Below are 17,110 nucleotides of genomic sequence, written 5' to 3'. Positions count from 1 at the left end.
CAGGCAAAATAGGGTTTGTCTTTGTCTGACCTAGCCGAGTGAGAAAATCTCAGAGTCGAGAATGATCAGTTGAGGCCAACTAGGCATGGTCTCTTTATTTAATGCCGTTGCACACCGGGGTTGAACAACGCAATTTTAGCGGTAAGTATGTGAAGGAAATAGAGATGTTTGATGTTACAAAGAAAGAAATAGAATGGGGCGGCCGCCCTTTGGTATTGGAGGCGGGGAAAATAGCACGTCAGGCTGATGGTGCTGTAATGACAACTTATGGTGGGACCCAAGTGTTATGCACCGCTGTTGCCGCAAAAAACCCACGTCAAGGAGTCGATTTCTTTCCTCTAACTGTTAATTATCAGGAAAAAGCCTTTGCGGCTGGTAAAATACCGGGAGGTTTTTTTAAGCGTGAGGGACGACCCAGTGAAAAGGAAACGCTCACCTCGCGTTTAATAGATCGCCCAATAAGACCATTATTTCCTAAAGGGTTCCGAAATGAAACCCAAATCATCTGCACCGTATTAGCACACGACATGGAAAATGATCCTGACATAGTTTCCCTAATAGGTGCGTCAGCTGCACTAACAATATCGGGTGTGCCGTTCTTCGGGCCTCTTGGTGCTTGCCGGGTTGGATACCAAGACGGAGAGTTTATCCTGAATCCTCGTCTAGGCGAGATGGAAGACACTGATTTAGATCTTGTGGTCGCAGGCACGCGTGAGGGTGTTTTAATGGTAGAGAGCCAGGCCAGAGAATTATCAGAAGAAGTGATGCTTGGGTCGGTAATGTTCGGTCACGAACAGTTCCAGCCGGTTATAGATGCAATCATATCCATGGCCGAATCTTCAGCGAAAGAGCCATGGGATTTGCCCAAGGCTCCGGAGGGACAAGATGAGGTTTTGAAAATACTTAAAGATCGCGCAGAAAAGCCGCTTCGTCGTGCTTACGAAATAAAATCTAAACAAGATCGCATGGAGTCAATAACTGAACTCAAGCATAGCGTCCTTGATCAGCTTGAGACCGAGGAGCAGGATATAGAGCTTGCGGCATCTATTTTTAAAGACCTAGAAAAGGATGTGGTTCGCGGCAATATTTTAGAAACAGGGCAGCGTATCGATGGACGCGATACTTCATCGGTCCGCCCTATTGAGTGTGAGGTGGGTGTCTTAGAGCGAAGCCATGGGTCATCCCTGTTTACCCGTGGTGAAACGCAGGCTTTCGTTATTACAACGCTTGGTACCGGCCAGGATGAACAAATCATTGATGCTATAGAGGGTGAATATCGCCGCCGCTTTATGCTCCACTATAACTTTCCTCCATACTCGGTAGGGGAAGCCGGGCGCGTTGGTTCTCCTGGGCGACGTGAGATCGGACACGGAAAACTCGCGTGGCGTGCAATTAGGCCACTGATGCCAGAGCATGAGGACTTCCCCTATACTGTTAGGGTCGTTTCTGAGATCACAGAAAGTAACGGCTCTTCGTCAATGGCGACAGTGTGCGGTACGTCCATGTCTCTCATGGATGCTGGTGTTCCGATGAAGCGGCCATGCGCTGGTATCGCTATGGGGCTCATAAAGGAAGGGGAAAAGTTTGCAGTCCTGTCGGATATTTTAGGTGATGAGGATCACTTGGGTGATATGGATTTCAAGGTTGCTGGCACCGAAGAGGGGGTAACGGCCCTGCAGATGGATATCAAGATTACATCCATCACAGAAGAGATAATGCAGGTTGCCTTGGACCAAGCGAGAGACGGAAGATTGCATATACTTGCTGAAATGAAGGACGCAATAACTTCAGCTCGTGAAGATGTATCACAGAATGCACCTCGAATTACCACCTTCCAGATTGCGCGTGAGAAGATTCGTGACGTCATAGGCACTGGAGGGAAAGTCATTCGTGAAATTTGTGAGACCACGGGAGCAAAAGTGGACATCGAAGACGATGGAACGATCAAGGTAGCTTCGGTTGACAATGAGGCTGGGGAGAGGGCTATTGCGTGGATCCAGTCGATAGTAGCTGAGCCAGAAGTTGGCAAGGTATATGAAGGGAAGGTTGTAAAGATTGTTGATTTTGGTGCATTTGTGAATTTCCTTGGCTCTAAGGATGGGTTAGTTCATATATCGGAATTAGCTAATGAACGTGTTCCGTCCGTTAGTGATGTGGTATCAGAGGGTCAGGAAGTGAAAGTCCTAGTTTTAGCGGTCGACGATCGTGGCAAGGTTAAATTATCAATGAGAGCAGTCGATCAAAGCACCGGTGAAGAAGTGCCAGTAGAGCGCAAAGATCGAGAACCTCGCCGGGAGCGCCGGCCCCGCAATAAAAATGACTAATATGTAAGCCCGAATTTCATTTGTAGAGAGCACATTGCTAGCTGCGAATGCAAACAACTCGAGGTGTTGGGTGTCAAGGGCAGTTGTCGGCTAAATTCACCATGCCTATTACATTATATCCAGCATCCACATAATGGGTCTCTCCTGTTACACCGGTTGACATGTTTGAGAAAAGATAGAGTGCGGCGCCTCCAACATCGCTCATATCAATGTTGCGTTTCAGTGGTGCATGTTCTCCCTGCCACCGATAAACTGTGCGCGCACTCGCTATTGCAGAACCTGCAAGAGTTCTCATAGGACCAGCGGAGATCGCATTAACTCTTATTCCATTACCCCCAAGGTCGACGGCTAAATACTTCACGCTCGCTTCTAAAGCCGCTTTTGCGACGCCCATGACATTGTAGTTTGGCATTACACGCTCTGAGCCTGAGTACGTGAGCGTTACCAAGCTTCCTCCATCTTTCATCAATGGAGAAGCGCGAAGTGCTACTGCAGAAAATGAGTAACATGAAATATCCATGGTTGATCTAAAATTCGTTCTAGTTGTGTTAACATATCGGCCCTTCAGTTCTTCTTTGTCGGAATAGGCAATTGCATGAAGTAAAAAATCGAGCTTTCCCCAACGTGACTCAACTTCAGTAAAGACAGAATCAAGGCTTTCATCATTTGTAACGTCACAAGGCAATACTATGTCAGAGCCAACTGATGCAGCGAGTGGCTTAACGCGTCGTGCAAACGCTTCTGACTGAAAGGTAAAGGCTAACTCGGCACCGGCCGCATGTAAGATTGAGGATATGCCCCACGCTATTGAGTGATCATTCGCGACTCCCATTATGAGGCCGCGTTTTCCGGATAGTAACTTGGCAGTTCCCATTACTGAGTAACTCCGGGAATGTATGAGGGTTAATTTTGTAGTCCTGCTCTAACCGTTGTAACGTTTGAACACTAAGCTTGCATTAGTGCCACCAAAACCAAAACTGTTAGAGACCACGCAGTCAAGGTCAATGTTGTCAATTCGTTCTCGGGTAATTGGCAAACCTTCAGCGCCGGGATCTAGGTTCTCAATATTTGCTGAAGCTGAAATAAAGCGATGTTCCATCATGAGGACAGAATAAATCGATTCGTGAACTCCCGTTGCCCCTAGTGAATGGCCGGTTAAAGATTTTGTTGAGCTAATAGTAGGCATATGATCCCCAAACACGGTTTTCAATGCTTCTAACTCTTTAATGTCACCAACTGGCGTCGAAGTGCCATGGGCATTAACATAATTTACCGGAATATTAAGCCCGCTGGTAGCATTTTTCATGCAGCGTGCTGCACCTTCACCCGATGGTTGAACCATATCGTAACCATCTGATGTGGCACCGTAACCCACTAATTCCGCATAAATATGAGCGCCGCGTGCTTTCGCATGCTCGAGTTCTTCCAGCACAATCACCCCACCACCCCCAGCAATCACGAATCCGTCACGATCGACATCATAGGGTCGGCTAGCTTTTTCTGGTGTCTCGTTGTAGCTGGAAGAGAGAGCGGGCATAGCGTCAAATAGTGAGGTCATTGTCCAATCTAACTCTTCTCCTCCACCGGCTAGCATTATATTTTGCTTTCCCCATTGGATAAGCTCACTGGCATTTCCAATGCAGTGGGCGCTAGTTGCACAGGCGGAACTTATTGAATAATTAACTCCCCTGATTTTGAAAGGTGTAGCAAGAGTTGCAGAATTTGTGCTGGACATAGTACGAGGGACCATGTACGGGCCAATGCGTTTTGGTCCACGTTCACGAGCTGTATCCCACGCAAGCAATAGATTCTTGGTTGATGGTCCACCCGACCCCATAATCATACCGGTTTTTTCACTAGAAACTTCATTTTCTTCCAAGCCGGCATCCGCAATTGCCTCTTCCATTGCGATGTAATTGTATGCAGCGCCATCGCCCATGAAACGGAGAATTTTCCTGTCTACGTGTTTTTCAATATCTATTTTGACCGAGCCATGTACATGGCTACGGAGACCCCGTTCCTCATATTCTTCACAATACTCTATGCCTGACCTGCCCTGTTTAAGAGAATCTAGCACTTCACCTTTGTTATTGCCGATGCTTGAGACTATGCCTAAGCCGGTTATTGCAACGCGTCGCATGTGCACTCCTAGAAGATCGCGTGTTTATGTTGTCTCTTGAGGTGTAAACAGTCCAACTCGCATATCTTTTACTTCATAGATTGGTTCCCCATCCGCTTTGAGAACGCCATCCGCTATACCCATCACTAACCTGCGCATAATTACACGCTTCATATTAATGTGATACGTAATTTTTTTAACAGTTTTTAAAACTTGGCCTGTAAATTTAACTTCGCCAACACCAAGCGCCCGGCCTTTCCCAGGGCCATCTTTCCAGCCGAGGAAGAAACCAACTAACTGCCACATTGCATCAAGTCCAAGACAACCTGGCATCACTGGGTCTCCCTCAAAATGGCAACTAAAAAACCAAAGGTCTGGCTCGATATCAAGTTCGGCTACGATTTCTCCTTTGCCGAAGTTTCCTCCATCATCAGAGATGTGCGTAATACGGTCAATCATTAACATAGGGGGTAACGGCAACTGCGCGTTGCCGGGACCGAAAAGTCGCCCGTGAGCGCATTCGATTAAATCTTCGAAGCTGTAGCTAGACTGTTTCTTTAAATTCAAAACCAAACACCGACCTTTTATCGTCTCAAGTTTCTACCAATATCTCACGTGTGAAAATAACTCAATGTAAACCTGCGTTTGCTTACTAAAGACGAGCAATTTTTCATATATCGAGGTTTTCAACGCTCAGAGCATTGGATTGGATAAATTCGCGCCGAGGTTCAACCAAATCGCCCATGAGCGTGGAGAATACTTCAGAAGCATCATCAGCGTGATCAACCTTCACTTGCAAAAGAATTCTTGCATTGACATCCATTGTAGTCTCCCACAGTTGTTCCGGATTCATTTCACCGAGTCCTTTGTAGCGCTGAAAACTGAGCCCCTTTCTCCCTATGTTTGTCAAGTATTCAATTAAAGTTGAGGGCCCCTCAATTCTTTGCTCACCAGTTTTTGTCTTCAACACTAAAAATTTGCTGTAGGTGCTTTGCATCGTGCCGGCCATTGCATCAAGTGTTCTTGCGTCACGACTGCGTATTAAATCACCATCTATCACATATTTTTGAAGAATACCGCGCAATGTTCGCTGAAACAATAGGCCCCCATTCTCACTAGGCTCGCCGCTCCAACCTTTTTCAAGAGGATCAGCTAATGCATCGAGACGTGTTGCTACATAATTTGCCGCTTCACTGGCACTCTTCTCATCGTTCAATATAGAGGGACTAAGTGCACCTGCTACGGCGGACTGCTCAACAACAGAATGGTTGCCAACTTTTCGTTGAATATTATTAATATGATTGCGTGCGATCCGGGCGTCCTCTATTAGAGACCAAAGGTCCTCACCAGCAACTTGGCTGCCGTCTTGAAACGCTAAAGTTACATCCCCGACACAGTCGCGTAGAAGATAGTCCTCCATTGCTCGATCATCTTTCAAATAAACCTCTGAACTCCCGCGTCTAATTCTATATAACGGGGGTTGAGCTATGTATAGATACCCACGTTCAATTAACTCCGGCATTTGACGATAAAATAGCGTCAACAGTAATGTCCTAATATGGCTACCATCAACATCGGCGTCTGTCATGATAATGATTTTTTGATACCGTACCTTGTCTGGGTCAAAGTCTTCAGCACCGATACCTGTTCCAAGTGCTGCAATTAGCGTCCCAATTTCAGCAGAACCAATCATCTTGTCAAAACGTGCCCGTTCGACATTGAGTATTTTCCCGCGAAGCGGCAGTATAGCTTGAAAGCGGCGTTCGCGCGCCTGCTTCGCAGACCCTCCGGCGGAGTCTCCTTCGACAATAAATAGTTCACATTCCTTTGGGTCGCGAGATTGGCAATCAGCAAGTTTGCCGGGAAGGTTAGCAATATCAAGAGCGCCCTTGCGGCGCGTTAATTCACGAGCCTTTCGAGCTGCTTCACGTGCCGCCGCTGCTTCGAAGACTTTTTGGACAACTTTTTTAGCCTCGGCTGGATGTTCCTCAAACCATTGATTAAGCCTGTCATTCATTATCGACTCAACAACCGGGCGTACTTCTGAGGAGACTAATTTATCTTTGGTTTGACTAGAGAATTTAGGGTCAGGTACTTTAACAGACAGAACACATGTCAAGCCTTCGCGAGAATCGTCACCTGTGACCGCTATTTTTTCACGTTTTGCGATTCCAGAAGTATTGGCGTACCCATTCACTTGGCGCGTGAGGGCTGCACGAAATCCTGCCAGATGGGTTCCACCATCTCGCTGAGGAATATTGTTGGTAAAGCATAATGTCTTTTCATGGTAGCTATCATTCCATTGCATTGACAACGTTACTATAATGCCATCTTTTTCACCTTTAATGTCGATAGGTGTTTCCAGCAAGGCACTCTTATTGCGGTCTAGGTACTCAACGAACGCCGCGATCCCGCCTTCATAGGCCATATCAACTATTTTTGGCTCTGGATTTCGAGCGTCCGTTAGTACAATTTGAACTCCTGTGTTTAGGAAGGCGAGCTCACGTAGTCTATGCTCAAGGGTTTGGAAATTAAATTCGGTTTGAGTGAATGTTTTTGTTGATGGCATAAATGTCACAATTGTGCCCGTTTCTTCGACCGTCTCCTCCGTTGTCTTTAAGGGTGCTGTGGAATCTCCATGCTCGAATGAGATCTTATGCACTTTACCATCTCTTTTTATGGTAAGTGTGAGGTTTGAAGACAGAGCATTTACTACAGAAACTCCGACTCCATGCAAACCACCTGAGACCTTGTAAGAATTTTGGTCGAACTTTCCGCCTGCATGGAGCTGGGTCATTATAACTTCGGCCGCCGAAATACCCTCCTCTTCGTGTATGTCGACAGGGATACCGCGACCGTTATCCGTAACGCTTACTGAGCCGTCTCCATTTAAAACCACTTCAATTCTATTGCAATGGCCTGCCATTGCCTCATCGATTGCATTGTCGACTACTTCGAATACCATGTGGTGAAGTCCTGTGCCATCATCGGTATCCCCAATATACATGCCAGGCCGTTTGCGTACGGCATCAAGCCCGCGCAGAACTTTTATTGAATCTGCACCATAATCATTACCCTCTCCGTCAGTGCTTTCATTGGGTACTTTATCATTCATTTTATCCTCATTCCCAGTCGAGATTAGACTGTTGATATGCTTGCAAATTCTTTGAATTTAGCGTCGGAGACTGAAACGTATTGTGCATTATTACCAAACGACTCAAAAAAAGCTAAGTCCGTACCAGTAAGCCATGCTTGAGCGCCTAAGTTATATATTTCATCAAAAAGCGCTTTCCGCCTCTTTGCGTCTAAATGTGCAGCAACCTCGTCTAGCAACAAAAGAGGTATACGATTTCGCTCCCTCGCGTGTAAGCGCGTATTAGCCAAGACAATAGCGATTAGCAAAGCCTTTTGTTCACCTGTAGAACACTGAACAGCTGGCAGACCTTTTGCAACGTGAACAACAATAAAATCGCTGCGATGGGGGCCGAGTTCGGTTTTCCCGCACTCTCCATCGCGTCTTCTGTTTTTTTTCAGTTCAACAGCAAATCGTTGTTCTGCCTCAAGAGCCGGCACATTGTTGAGCCAATCTTCAATCAAACCTACAGCAGTAACACCAGCAACCGGGAAACATCCTGAGGTATAAAGTGAAGCCTTATCAAGGCGGGCCGCAAGTTCACGACGTGCCGCCGCTATTGCCACTCCGCGTTCAGCCATACTTTGCTCAAGCTTATCAAGCCAAATACCATCTCCTGTATTGCTTCGAAGAAGACCCATCCTCTCCCGCATAGCATGATTGTAGGCGTTAACTCGTCCGGCATGTGCTGTATCAAAGCCAAATGCTAGTCGATCAAAAAATCGCCTTCTCCCCGCAGCGCCCTCAACAAATAATCTATCCATCTGAGGGGTAAGCCAGACTGCATCAACATACTCGGCAAGAGCATTTTGACTCCCGGTGTCGGTTCCATTTATTCGGACGATGCGCCGACTTCCAACCGTTTTATTGCGGCCTGTTCCTATTTGTATCGGCCCCATAGGTGTCTCTATTAAGGCAGCAATCCCCCATTCGGATGTACTTGAATTACCGAGCTCATGGCGTCGGTCCATGTCTTCAATTCGTGCCCGCCTCAGCCCGCGCCCCGGGGCCAACAATGATATTGCTTCGAGAAGATTTGTTTTGCCCGCTCCATTCGGACCTGTTAGCACCACGCTTCGCGCATCAACTTTTAAACTAACGTGATCGTAGCAACGAAAATTAGTGAGGGTTATTTTTTGCAATACGACTCTTGCAGTTGGGTCACCCGGCATGGCTACTTCAGCACAACTGCTATCGCGATTTTAGACAATATTCCTATTAGCCCCATTCTTCACCTACACACGCATCGGCATCAAGACATACAGTGAGGTAGGATCGTCAGTATCACGTACAATTGTAGGAGAAGCCGAGTCTGCCATTACAAATTGGGCCATATTACCTTCTATCTGCTGTGCAATATCTAATAAATACCTAGCATTAAATCCAATTTCTATAGGCCCCTGGGAATAATCGACTTCTATTTCTTCTGACGCCGTGCCGCTCTCGGGGCTTGATGCCGAAAGAACGATAGTGCCAGCGTCCACCGATAATTTAATAGCTCGTGACTTGTCAGTCGAGATTGTTGCCACTCTATCCACGGCAGCTGCGAAGTCTTCACAGTTTACTTCCAGCGTTTTGTCATTGCCGTCGGGGATCACGCGATCGTAATCGGGGAAGGTGCCATCAATAAGTTTGGAGCTTAACACCACATTATCGAAGCTGAAGCGAATTTTAGTGTCAGATAGCGCTATTTCAACGTCATCCTCAGTTTCGTCAATTAGTTTTCGGAGCTCATTTATTGCCTTGCGGGGTACAATTATTCCCGGCATGTCGCTTGCGCCATTTGGCAGCGGCATTTCCACTCTCGCGAGACGATGACCATCGGTCGCTACAACACGTAGAACGGGGATGCCATTGGCCTCAGCTTTATGAACGTATAAGCCATTTAGGTAATAACGTGTTTCCTCGGTAGATATTGCAAACCGAGTTCGATCTATAAGCATCCTTAACTCGTCTGCGGGTAACTTAAAAACGGCTGGTAGATCGCCGTCAGACATTTGTGGAAAGTCTGCTGTTGGTAGGGTTTGCAGGGTAAATCGTGATCTTCCAGATGTAAGAATTAAGCGATCTTCTTCACCATTTGCATCCAAGCCTATTTGTGCACCTTCGGGCAATTTCCGAACTATGTCGTAAAGCGTGTGTGCCGGTGCGGTAGTCGAGCCGCCACTGTCTGGTGCGGCATCGACAGTCTCGACAATAGCAAGATCCATATCCGTTGCGGTCATTGCTAGCCGATTCTCGTGAACATTGAAATGTACATTTGAGAGAATGGGGATTGTATTGCGTCGTTCTACGACACTTTGCACGTGATTCAGTGATCGCAGCAATGCTGCGCGTTCAATCGTCAGTTTCATCGTGTTTCCCATTTTTTATCGAAATAATTCATATTGTAAAAATGTGCTTTTCGAATCTAACTTCGAGGCGCGTCGCTATACCTCAAAACGCCTCTTTCATAGTAAAATGATTTATAGCATAGGAATAACGCGCCTGCAGCAATTTTCAAAGCTAAGGATTACAGCAAGAGAGACCTATCTATATGTTTTATATATATAAGTTACCATAGCGATTCGGACCTCTAGAATGCCTGCAAATTGCAACATTTTAGCCCTCTAGCATGCGCCGTAACAACTCGATATCCTCAGCAAAGCTATTATCGGTAACGCGCAACTCCTCTATCTTGCGTACCGCATGCATCACCGTTGTGTGATCGCGGCCACCAAATTTACGACCGATTTCTGGTAAGGAGCGAGATGTCAATTGCTTTGAAAGGTACATTGCTACCTGGCGAGGTCGGGCAACCGCCCGGGCGCGACGCGAGGAATACATTTCCGACTGCCGTATGTTGTAGTGTTCGGCAACTCTCTTTTGAATCTCTTCGATTGTTACTCGCCGATCATTTGCGCGAAGTATATCGTGTAAAACCTCTTGAGTTCCTTCAAGACTGACCGATCGGCCAACCAAATTCGCATACGCCACAATACGATTCAAGGCTCCCTCCAGCTCCCTTACATTGGAAGTTATTTTGTGTGCCAAGAACTCCATGACCTTTGGGGGTATTTCCGCCTCAAGCTGCTCAGCTTTTACCTGTAATATTCCAAGCCGCAATTCGTAAGTCGTAGGGTGAATGTCAGCGACAAGGCCCCAGCCCAAGCGTGATTTCATTCTGTCTTCCATGCCCTCTAGATCATTTGGCGATTTGTCTGCAGAAATGATCACTTGATGGTTTTGGTCGACTAGCGCATTGAAGGTGTGAAAGAACTCCTCCTGCGTATTGTCTTTTCCAGCAATAAACTGGACATCATCAATCATTAAAACATCAACACTTCTGAATTGTTCTTTAAACGCCACTGTGTCTTTATATCGAAGTGCGCGTATGAACTGATACATAAATTTCTCAGCTGATAGATAAACGACACGACGTTTAGGGCTTCGCTTCCGTATATGCCAAGCGATTGCATGTAAAAGATGCGTTTTTCCAAGCCCAACGCCCCCGTATAAAAATAACGGATTAAAGGGAACTGTTGCCGCTTCGGCAACGCGTCGCGCGGCAGCAAACGCTAACTCGTTTGGCTTTCCAACAATGAAATTGTCGAAAGTAAATCGAGGGTCCAAGGGAGCACTAATGTCTGCTTGTCGTGCTTCAGTAACGGCCGCTGTTTTCATTGTTGCTGCCTGACTTTCTACTAGCTGAGCTGCAGCGCTACCCTCAAGCAGAATATCAACATTCTTAATTGAGGAATTCTCACTAGTCCACAGACTTAATAACCTCTCGCCATATTGTGCCTCCACCCAATCTCTCATAAATCGAGTTGGCACAGTTAGCTGAACAACCTCATCCGAGGTTCCGCTCAAAGTAAGTGGTTTCAGCCAGCTTCTGTAAGCGGCTTCTCCATATTCAGCTCGCAGTCGGCTTCGAATTCGAGCCCATTGCGCAGGCAAAGATTCTGACATCTACTGTGTATCCCCAACAGACCCGTAGGCCCCGAAATGACGACCCGTTCGTCAGGGAATGGTCGGACTGACACCACATACATCCGCAAAGAAGATGTAATTACGCGGTTGTGAGAACATGGTAACCTCATAATTAGAGTGCTGTGTGGTGATATATGATACATTGTGACGCGACCATGCCCATCTGCACCCTAACAACCTTCTGAACTCTCTAAACGTGTTACTTCTCTGTTTATCTAAACCTCAACACAAACCAAAAATTATAACTTTCAAGGCTCTCACGCTCACTGACCTCCCTGAAGGACAGAACCGACACTGTAAACACCGCCCAAATGCACTGCAATGGGTTTCATCTGTAAATAGGCAAAGAATCTAAAATAAAGTTGTTGACAAACTCACGACTGCCAGAATGGGTTGCTTTTAGTCTTCCAGGAGCGAAAAAAAGGCGAGTTGGTTAGACAGTTTCGAAGAAAAATAGCTTATACACGCCATGGTCTTCCGATGTTGGGTCCGACTCGGTTATAAAACTGCTAGGAATTTTTTTAGATTTCGAGATTACGAATACGTTTGTTTAACCGCGATAACTTTCGCGCAACCGTATTTTTACGAAGTATACCCTTGCTTACACCACGATGCATTTCCGGCATAGCCAACTTTAGGGCTTTCGAAGCGTCACCTTTATTACCACTGAGAATTGCTTCCTCGACCTTCCGGACAAATGTACGTATCCGATTAACCCGCGCGCTGTTTCTCGCACTTTTTTTTGCGGCTTGGCGCACCCGTTTTTTTACAGAAGCTGTTGTTGCCATGATGTGTTTTTGCAATTGCTGTTATAAAAGTGTTTCAAACGATTGCGGCTTATAGACCGCTGACCGCGTGCCGTCAAGCGCTTCGAGTTATGGCAAATTCTCAAGCCATTTCTTCAAGGCTTATGGTTAAGTCAGCAATCTTTAAACTTAGGTTTGCGCTTCGCAACAAATGCGCTCATTCCCTCTTTTTGATCTTTGGTTGCAAATGTTGAGTGAAATGCCCTGCGCTCAAATAACAGCCCCTCTGCTAAAGTAGTTTCAAAGGCACGATTCACTGACTCTTTAGCCAAAATAGCTATTGGTAGGGACATTGATGCGATCTTTTCCGCGGTTTTAACGGCTTCAGAAAGCAAATCTTCCGAGGGTACAATACGACTCACCAAACCTGCACGCTCTGCCTCCTGCGCATCCATCATGCGTCCTGTCAAGCACATCTCCATTGTCTTTGACTTCCCGATAGCACGGGCTAGCCGTTGAGTTCCTCCGGCACCCGGTATTGCGCCTATCGTGATTTCAGGTTGGCCAAACTTTGCACTTTCGTCCGCGAGGATGAAGTCGCACATCATTGCTAATTCACATCCGCCACCTAACGCGTATCCAGAGACAGCGGCAATGATAGGTTTTCGGCAGCTTGCTACTCGTTCCCAACCTCTGGTTATGAAGTCAGCCAAATAGACATCTATAAAGCCTTTGTCTTGCATCTCTTTAATATCGGCGCCCGCAGCGAATATTTTATTACCGCCTGTGAGCACCATCGATCTTATGGATTGATCATCTTCAAATTCGTCAATTGAGATACATAATTGGTCAATCAAATCGGCACACAATGCATTCATTGCATCGGGCCTGTTGAGCGTAATAATGCCTACCGGTCCCCGCGTTGTTGTAACAATATGTTCGTAAGACATTTCTATTGATTTCCTCTGACGCTAACTTGGGCAGTGTTAAAGGTTACGTGTTGGGCTAACTTTTATTCTATCATCCAAAATCGTGGATAATTATTTGTCCGGTGTTAAAGTAAAACGAACAGAAAGGTTTCCGTCTTGGCCGTAACACTCAATATGAAGGCGTTCGCCATCTCTCTCAAATATGCTATTACCGATCTTTTTCCAGCCAAGCTCGGGTAGTGTTGAATTGTAGAATTGAGTAACTTGAGCTCTCGATGATTGGCCAAAAGCTGTTTCTTCGATTATGCGGCCACTTGGGGTGTCAAACATAAAGTCTTTATTCTTTTGAGGATTGAGACCCGCCATTAGGGGAATGTCTTCAAACCCGGGTAGGAAAGCACCAGGGTTCGCATGTGCATTTAATGCACTCAACATCGATATAAATCCAAGCATTACAAACACTTTTTGAGTCATATTTCTTACGTTTACCGTTGGCACTTTGGACAATAAAAAGTAGAGCGCCCTGATTGGACAATTCGCTTAATAACTCTCTCACAATACAAGGTTCTATCACGCCTGCAGCAAATGGAACGACATTTTTCCCCTGCTCGGCCATACACAGCCCATTGGGTCTGGAAGTAGCCAAGATTTCCGTCGGTCCCAGCAAAATCTTTAAGGCTAGATCCTCCGGCAGTAATTGCGGCATGTAGGACATCTTTGATTGCTGTTACGAGCCTCTTCGATCGCTTGCCGGGGATGTTATGCGCAACCCTTCTGGGCGATATGCGTGCCTTGAATAGTGCTTCACACGCATAAATATTTCCAAGTCCAGCAACAATTTTCTGGTCAAGTAGTGCAGTTTTTATGGGTATCTTGCGTCCGCTCAACTTGTTGTTGAAACTTATTACATCAAATTCATCGGTAAGTGGTTCGGGCCCTAAATGACTTATCATGGGGTGCTCGTCATAAATGCTGGCTGGAAATAGATCCATAAAGCCAAACCGCCGGGGGTCACAATATCGGATTGTGACCCCTTTCTCGGTTATAAATTCGATATGATCATGACGTCCTGCTGGGGGGACATCGTTGGGGTAAATTGTTATTCGTCCTGACATACCAAGGTGGATCATCAAGACAAAGCCGCCCTCAAGGTGTATCAATATAAATTTTGCGCGTCGGCGCACCATTTTTACAATTTTTCCTGATAAAGTAGATACAAAATTTGTGGGAAGGGGAAACCTCAAATCCTTGCGCCTTTGCTTGATACCAACTAACCTCTGTCCCTCAAGAGCTGGCTTGAGTCCGGCACACACAGTTTCAACCTCGGGTAATTCTGGCATAATTGCTTTTCTAGCAAAACTGAAGCCGGTAGGCTATCGTTCCATTTAATGGTATTTATTTTTTAAAAGATTTGCGGCGGATCATGCACAAAACTCGAGATATGACTTCATTTGGCTATCGTGATGTCCCTCTAGAGGACAAAACCAGACTGGTCAGGTCCGTCTTCAATTCTGTAGCGCCTCGTTACGATTTGATGAATGACCTGATGTCTGGGGGCTTACATCGGCTTTGGAAGAATGCGCTCATTGATTGGCTCCGTCCCTCTTCATCGATGACGCTTTTGGATGTTGCGGGCGGCACTGGGGATATTGCAAGGCGTTTTAAATCGGCCGGTGGGGGAAATGTGACAGTATGTGACATAAATGAAAGCATGCTCAACATAGGTCGTGATAGGTCGTTGAATCATGGATTCCTAACCGGATGTGATTGGTGTGTTGGCGACGCGGAACAACTGCCGGTCAAAGACAGAAGCACAGATTCCTATACGGTAGCATTTGGGCTCAGGAATGTTACCCGACTAGATATGGCACTTCGGGAGGCACGGAGGGTGCTGAAACCAGGCGGCCATTTACTTTGCCTAGAGTTTAGTCATGTTACGTTGCCTTGGCTAGCCAACCTTTATGACATGTACTCTTTTAACGTTTTGCCGACCCTTGGAAGATGGGTAGCAAAAGACGCCGAATCCTACAGATATTTAGTAGAGAGTATCCGCCGTTTTCCAACCCAATCAGAACTTGCACTTATGATGGAGGGTGCAGGGTTTTGTGGCGTCGAATGGCGCGATCTGTCTAGTGGAGTGGTCGCCTTGCATTCCGCTTGGCGAGTTTAAAAACTTGTTGAAATGATGTTAAGATCGTTTGTGAATTGTTTTCGTTTGATTCGTGTTCTAGGCGTACTCGGTCGGTACAATGTTTTGCCGTCTTCAGAGAGACAATCAATTTTCGTGCGGGCTGTTCTTTTTTTGTTTCGACGTAGGGACCACCCCGGCGGGCTCGGCCATCGTTTGGCCGAGGCCCTTCAGGAACTAGGGCCGAGTTTTGTGAAATTTGGGCAAACATTAGCCGTTCGCTCGGATCTTATTGGTGATAAGGCTGCGGACGATCTTGCCCTCTTACAAGACAGTATGCCGGCATTTGATGGCTCGCTAGCAATAGAAACTTTAGAGCGAGAGTTGGGTGATAAAGTTGAGAAAATTTTTAGTCACTTTAATCCTAAACCAGTAGCTGCAGCATCGATAGCGCAGGTTCATTCAGCGAAGACGGTAGACGGACAATTGGTCGCTGTTAAAATCTTGCGACCTGATGTCGAGGCGGCTTTTGCTAAAGATCTAGATCTATTCATTTGGTTAGCCAACGCCGTTGAAACGATGCTGCCGAATTTTGCTCGCTACAAGCCAAAGGCAGTTGTAAATCAGTTTAAGGACATAGTGCATACCGAATTGGACCTAAGGTTAGAGGCCGCTTCAGCCTCGGAATTAGCGTTAGCTACAGCAGGCGATGTTGGATTCAAGGTGCCTGAAGTGGATTGGAATCGCACTAGTGAACGAGTGCTTACCATCGAGTGGATTGACGGTATTCGCATTGATGATGTAGAGCAAATCAGCCAGTTAGGTCTTGATCGCCGCGAGATTTTAAAGACTTCTGCCGGTGTTTTTTTTCAACAGGTGTTTCGAGATGGTTTTTTTCATGGGGATATGCATCCCGGGAATATGTTTGTAACCCCTGAAGGCACGTTGGTGCCAGTCGACTTTGGAATTATGGGACGTCTTGACCGAGCGACCCGCTTCTATCTGGCGGATATGTTGATGGCTTTCTTGCAGAGGGATTACAAAAGGGTTGCAGATATCCATTTTGACGCAGGTCTGGTTCCACCTAGTCAATCACGCGATTCTTTTGCTTTATCTTTGCGCGCGGTCGCCGAGCCACTTTTTGATCGTCCATTGAACCAAGTATCAATCGCGGTTCTCTTAGCTCGATTATTTAGGACGGCAGAGGATTTTCAGATGGAAGTTCAGCCGCAACTACTCTTGTTGCAAAAAAACATGCTGGTTGCAGAAGGGGTAGGTCGGAAACTCGATGCGGACTCAAACATCTGGGCTTTGGCCCGACCACTGATTGAAGGTTGGATGCGACGGAATCGTGGTCCGCAAGCTAGGCTTTTGGGGGGAGTAGAGGAGTTTTCATCACTTTGCCTTCGATTGCCTCATTTGGTTACACGCGTGGATGCACTGTTACAGCGTGCAGAGGAAAATGCTGTTGGCGATGCAAATAAAGAGCAGTTTTGGTCTGTCCTCTCTAGTTCTCGCCACAGGTATCGAATTGCATTTTTCATCACCAGTATAATTATTCTTTCTGCAGCGTCTTTTTTTTCAGGCTACTTGTTGGGCATACTGTAAAAATAGCATTTACCCTACAATTTCTGATATTAGTAAAATTTGAAAATAGACTATTATTTGAATAACGCTAAATTTTGGGTTTGCTCCATAACACAAAATCGCTTTTGAAAAATACATTTCCTATTAACACGCATACACTGTAAATTACAGC

At 46.2% G+C, this 17,110-nt stretch carries 14 protein-coding genes; 3 read left to right on the top strand and 11 right to left on the bottom strand.

The window, feature by feature from the left end; all coding sequences use genetic code 11:
- Nucleotides 1–158: 158 nt before the first annotated feature.
- Nucleotides 159–2,324: a polyribonucleotide nucleotidyltransferase gene (gene pnp, locus VX941_04420; GenBank protein ID MEE2932650.1), complete on the top strand. Its 2,166-nt coding sequence runs from the start codon at nt 159–161 to the stop codon at nt 2,322–2,324.
- A gap of 73 nt (nt 2,325–2,397) precedes the next feature.
- Here the strand turns inward: pnp and VX941_04415 are convergent, their stop codons facing one another.
- From VX941_04415 to mutM, 11 genes are all read right to left on the bottom strand, one after another.
- Nucleotides 2,398–3,198: an SDR family oxidoreductase gene (locus tag VX941_04415; GenBank protein MEE2932649.1), complete on the bottom strand. Its 801-nt coding sequence runs from the start codon at nt 3,196–3,198 to the stop codon at nt 2,398–2,400.
- Between the two features lie 48 nt (nt 3,199–3,246).
- On the bottom strand, nt 3,247–4,464 hold the full coding sequence (fabB, locus tag VX941_04410) for a beta-ketoacyl-ACP synthase I (protein MEE2932648.1): 1,218 nt from the start codon (nt 4,462–4,464) through the stop codon (nt 3,247–3,249).
- A gap of 24 nt (nt 4,465–4,488) precedes the next feature.
- Complete coding sequence (gene fabA / locus VX941_04405) at nt 4,489–5,010, bottom strand: 3-hydroxyacyl-[acyl-carrier-protein] dehydratase FabA (GenBank protein MEE2932647.1); 522 nt, start codon at nt 5,008–5,010, stop codon at nt 4,489–4,491.
- A gap of 103 nt (nt 5,011–5,113) precedes the next feature.
- Nucleotides 5,114–7,558, bottom strand: coding sequence for a DNA topoisomerase (ATP-hydrolyzing) subunit B (gyrB, locus tag VX941_04400; GenBank protein MEE2932646.1), 2,445 nt, complete (start codon nt 7,556–7,558; stop codon nt 5,114–5,116).
- Between the two features lie 23 nt (nt 7,559–7,581).
- Nucleotides 7,582–8,748 carry a DNA replication/repair protein RecF gene (recF, locus tag VX941_04395; protein ID MEE2932645.1) on the bottom strand — a complete coding sequence of 389 codons (1,167 nt, stop codon included), beginning with the start codon at nt 8,746–8,748 and terminating at the stop codon, nt 7,582–7,584.
- Nucleotides 8,749–8,811: 63 nt separating this feature from the next.
- Nucleotides 8,812–9,930, bottom strand: coding sequence for a DNA polymerase III subunit beta (dnaN, locus tag VX941_04390; GenBank protein MEE2932644.1), 1,119 nt, complete (start codon nt 9,928–9,930; stop codon nt 8,812–8,814).
- A 247-nt stretch (nt 9,931–10,177) separates the two neighbouring features.
- A complete protein-coding gene (gene dnaA / locus VX941_04385) occupies nt 10,178–11,527 on the bottom strand; it encodes a chromosomal replication initiator protein DnaA (protein MEE2932643.1) in 1,350 nt (449 codons plus the stop codon).
- Between the two features lie 542 nt (nt 11,528–12,069).
- Entirely contained in the window at nt 12,070–12,336 is a 267-nt protein-coding gene (gene rpsT, locus VX941_04380; protein MEE2932642.1) for a 30S ribosomal protein S20, read from the bottom strand.
- A gap of 131 nt (nt 12,337–12,467) precedes the next feature.
- Nucleotides 12,468–13,244, bottom strand: coding sequence for an enoyl-CoA hydratase (locus VX941_04375; GenBank protein ID MEE2932641.1), 777 nt, complete (start codon nt 13,242–13,244; stop codon nt 12,468–12,470).
- A gap of 90 nt (nt 13,245–13,334) precedes the next feature.
- The gene (locus VX941_04370; GenBank protein MEE2932640.1) at nt 13,335–13,697 is read right to left on the bottom strand and encodes a hypothetical protein; all 363 of its coding nucleotides are present in this window, start codon (nt 13,695–13,697) and stop codon (nt 13,335–13,337) included.
- A gap of 11 nt (nt 13,698–13,708) precedes the next feature.
- Nucleotides 13,709–14,563 (bottom strand): bifunctional DNA-formamidopyrimidine glycosylase/DNA-(apurinic or apyrimidinic site) lyase, encoded by an 855-nt coding sequence (gene mutM, locus VX941_04365; GenBank protein MEE2932639.1) that lies wholly within the window; start codon nt 14,561–14,563, stop codon nt 13,709–13,711.
- Nucleotides 14,564–14,646: 83 nt separating this feature from the next.
- Between mutM and VX941_04360 the strand changes: the two genes are divergently transcribed.
- Nucleotides 14,647–15,393: a class I SAM-dependent methyltransferase gene (locus VX941_04360; GenBank protein MEE2932638.1), complete on the top strand. Its 747-nt coding sequence runs from the start codon at nt 14,647–14,649 to the stop codon at nt 15,391–15,393.
- A 30-nt stretch (nt 15,394–15,423) separates the two neighbouring features.
- Nucleotides 15,424–16,959 carry a 2-polyprenylphenol 6-hydroxylase gene (gene ubiB, locus VX941_04355; protein MEE2932637.1) on the top strand — a complete coding sequence of 512 codons (1,536 nt, stop codon included), beginning with the start codon at nt 15,424–15,426 and terminating at the stop codon, nt 16,957–16,959.
- The last annotated feature ends 151 nt before the right edge of the window (nt 16,960–17,110 follow it).

The organism is Pseudomonadota bacterium, assembly GCA_036339585.1.
In the GTDB taxonomy this organism is placed as follows: Bacteria; Pseudomonadota; Alphaproteobacteria; order UBA8366; family UBA8366; genus UBA8366.
Note: the sequence above shows the minus strand (reverse complement) of the source record. Positions and strands in the feature narration are given on the sequence as shown.

Bases quoted from the DNA above. Each gene is read 5' to 3' on its own strand.
- VX941_04415 (MEE2932649.1), bottom strand. From the start codon at position 3,198: ATGGGAACTGCCAAGTTACTATCCGGAAAACGCGGCCTCATAATGGGA.
- fabB (MEE2932648.1), bottom strand. From the start codon at position 4,464: ATGCGACGCGTTGCAATAACCGGCTTAGGCATAGTCTCAAGCATCGGC.
- gyrB (MEE2932646.1), bottom strand. From the start codon at position 7,558: ATGAATGATAAAGTACCCAATGAAAGCACTGACGGAGAGGGTAATGAT.
- recF (MEE2932645.1), bottom strand. From the start codon at position 8,748: ATGCCGGGTGACCCAACTGCAAGAGTCGTATTGCAAAAAATAACCCTC.
- dnaN (MEE2932644.1), bottom strand. From the start codon at position 9,930: ATGAAACTGACGATTGAACGCGCAGCATTGCTGCGATCACTGAATCAC.
- dnaA (MEE2932643.1), bottom strand. From the start codon at position 11,527: ATGTCAGAATCTTTGCCTGCGCAATGGGCTCGAATTCGAAGCCGACTG.
- rpsT (MEE2932642.1), bottom strand. From the start codon at position 12,336: ATGGCAACAACAGCTTCTGTAAAAAAACGGGTGCGCCAAGCCGCAAAA.
- VX941_04375 (MEE2932641.1), bottom strand. From the start codon at position 13,244: ATGTCTTACGAACATATTGTTACAACAACGCGGGGACCGGTAGGCATT.
- VX941_04370 (MEE2932640.1), bottom strand. From the start codon at position 13,697: ATGACTCAAAAAGTGTTTGTAATGCTTGGATTTATATCGATGTTGAGT.
- mutM (MEE2932639.1), bottom strand. From the start codon at position 14,563: ATGCCAGAATTACCCGAGGTTGAAACTGTGTGTGCCGGACTCAAGCCA.
- VX941_04360 (MEE2932638.1), top strand. From the start codon at position 14,647: ATGCACAAAACTCGAGATATGACTTCATTTGGCTATCGTGATGTCCCT.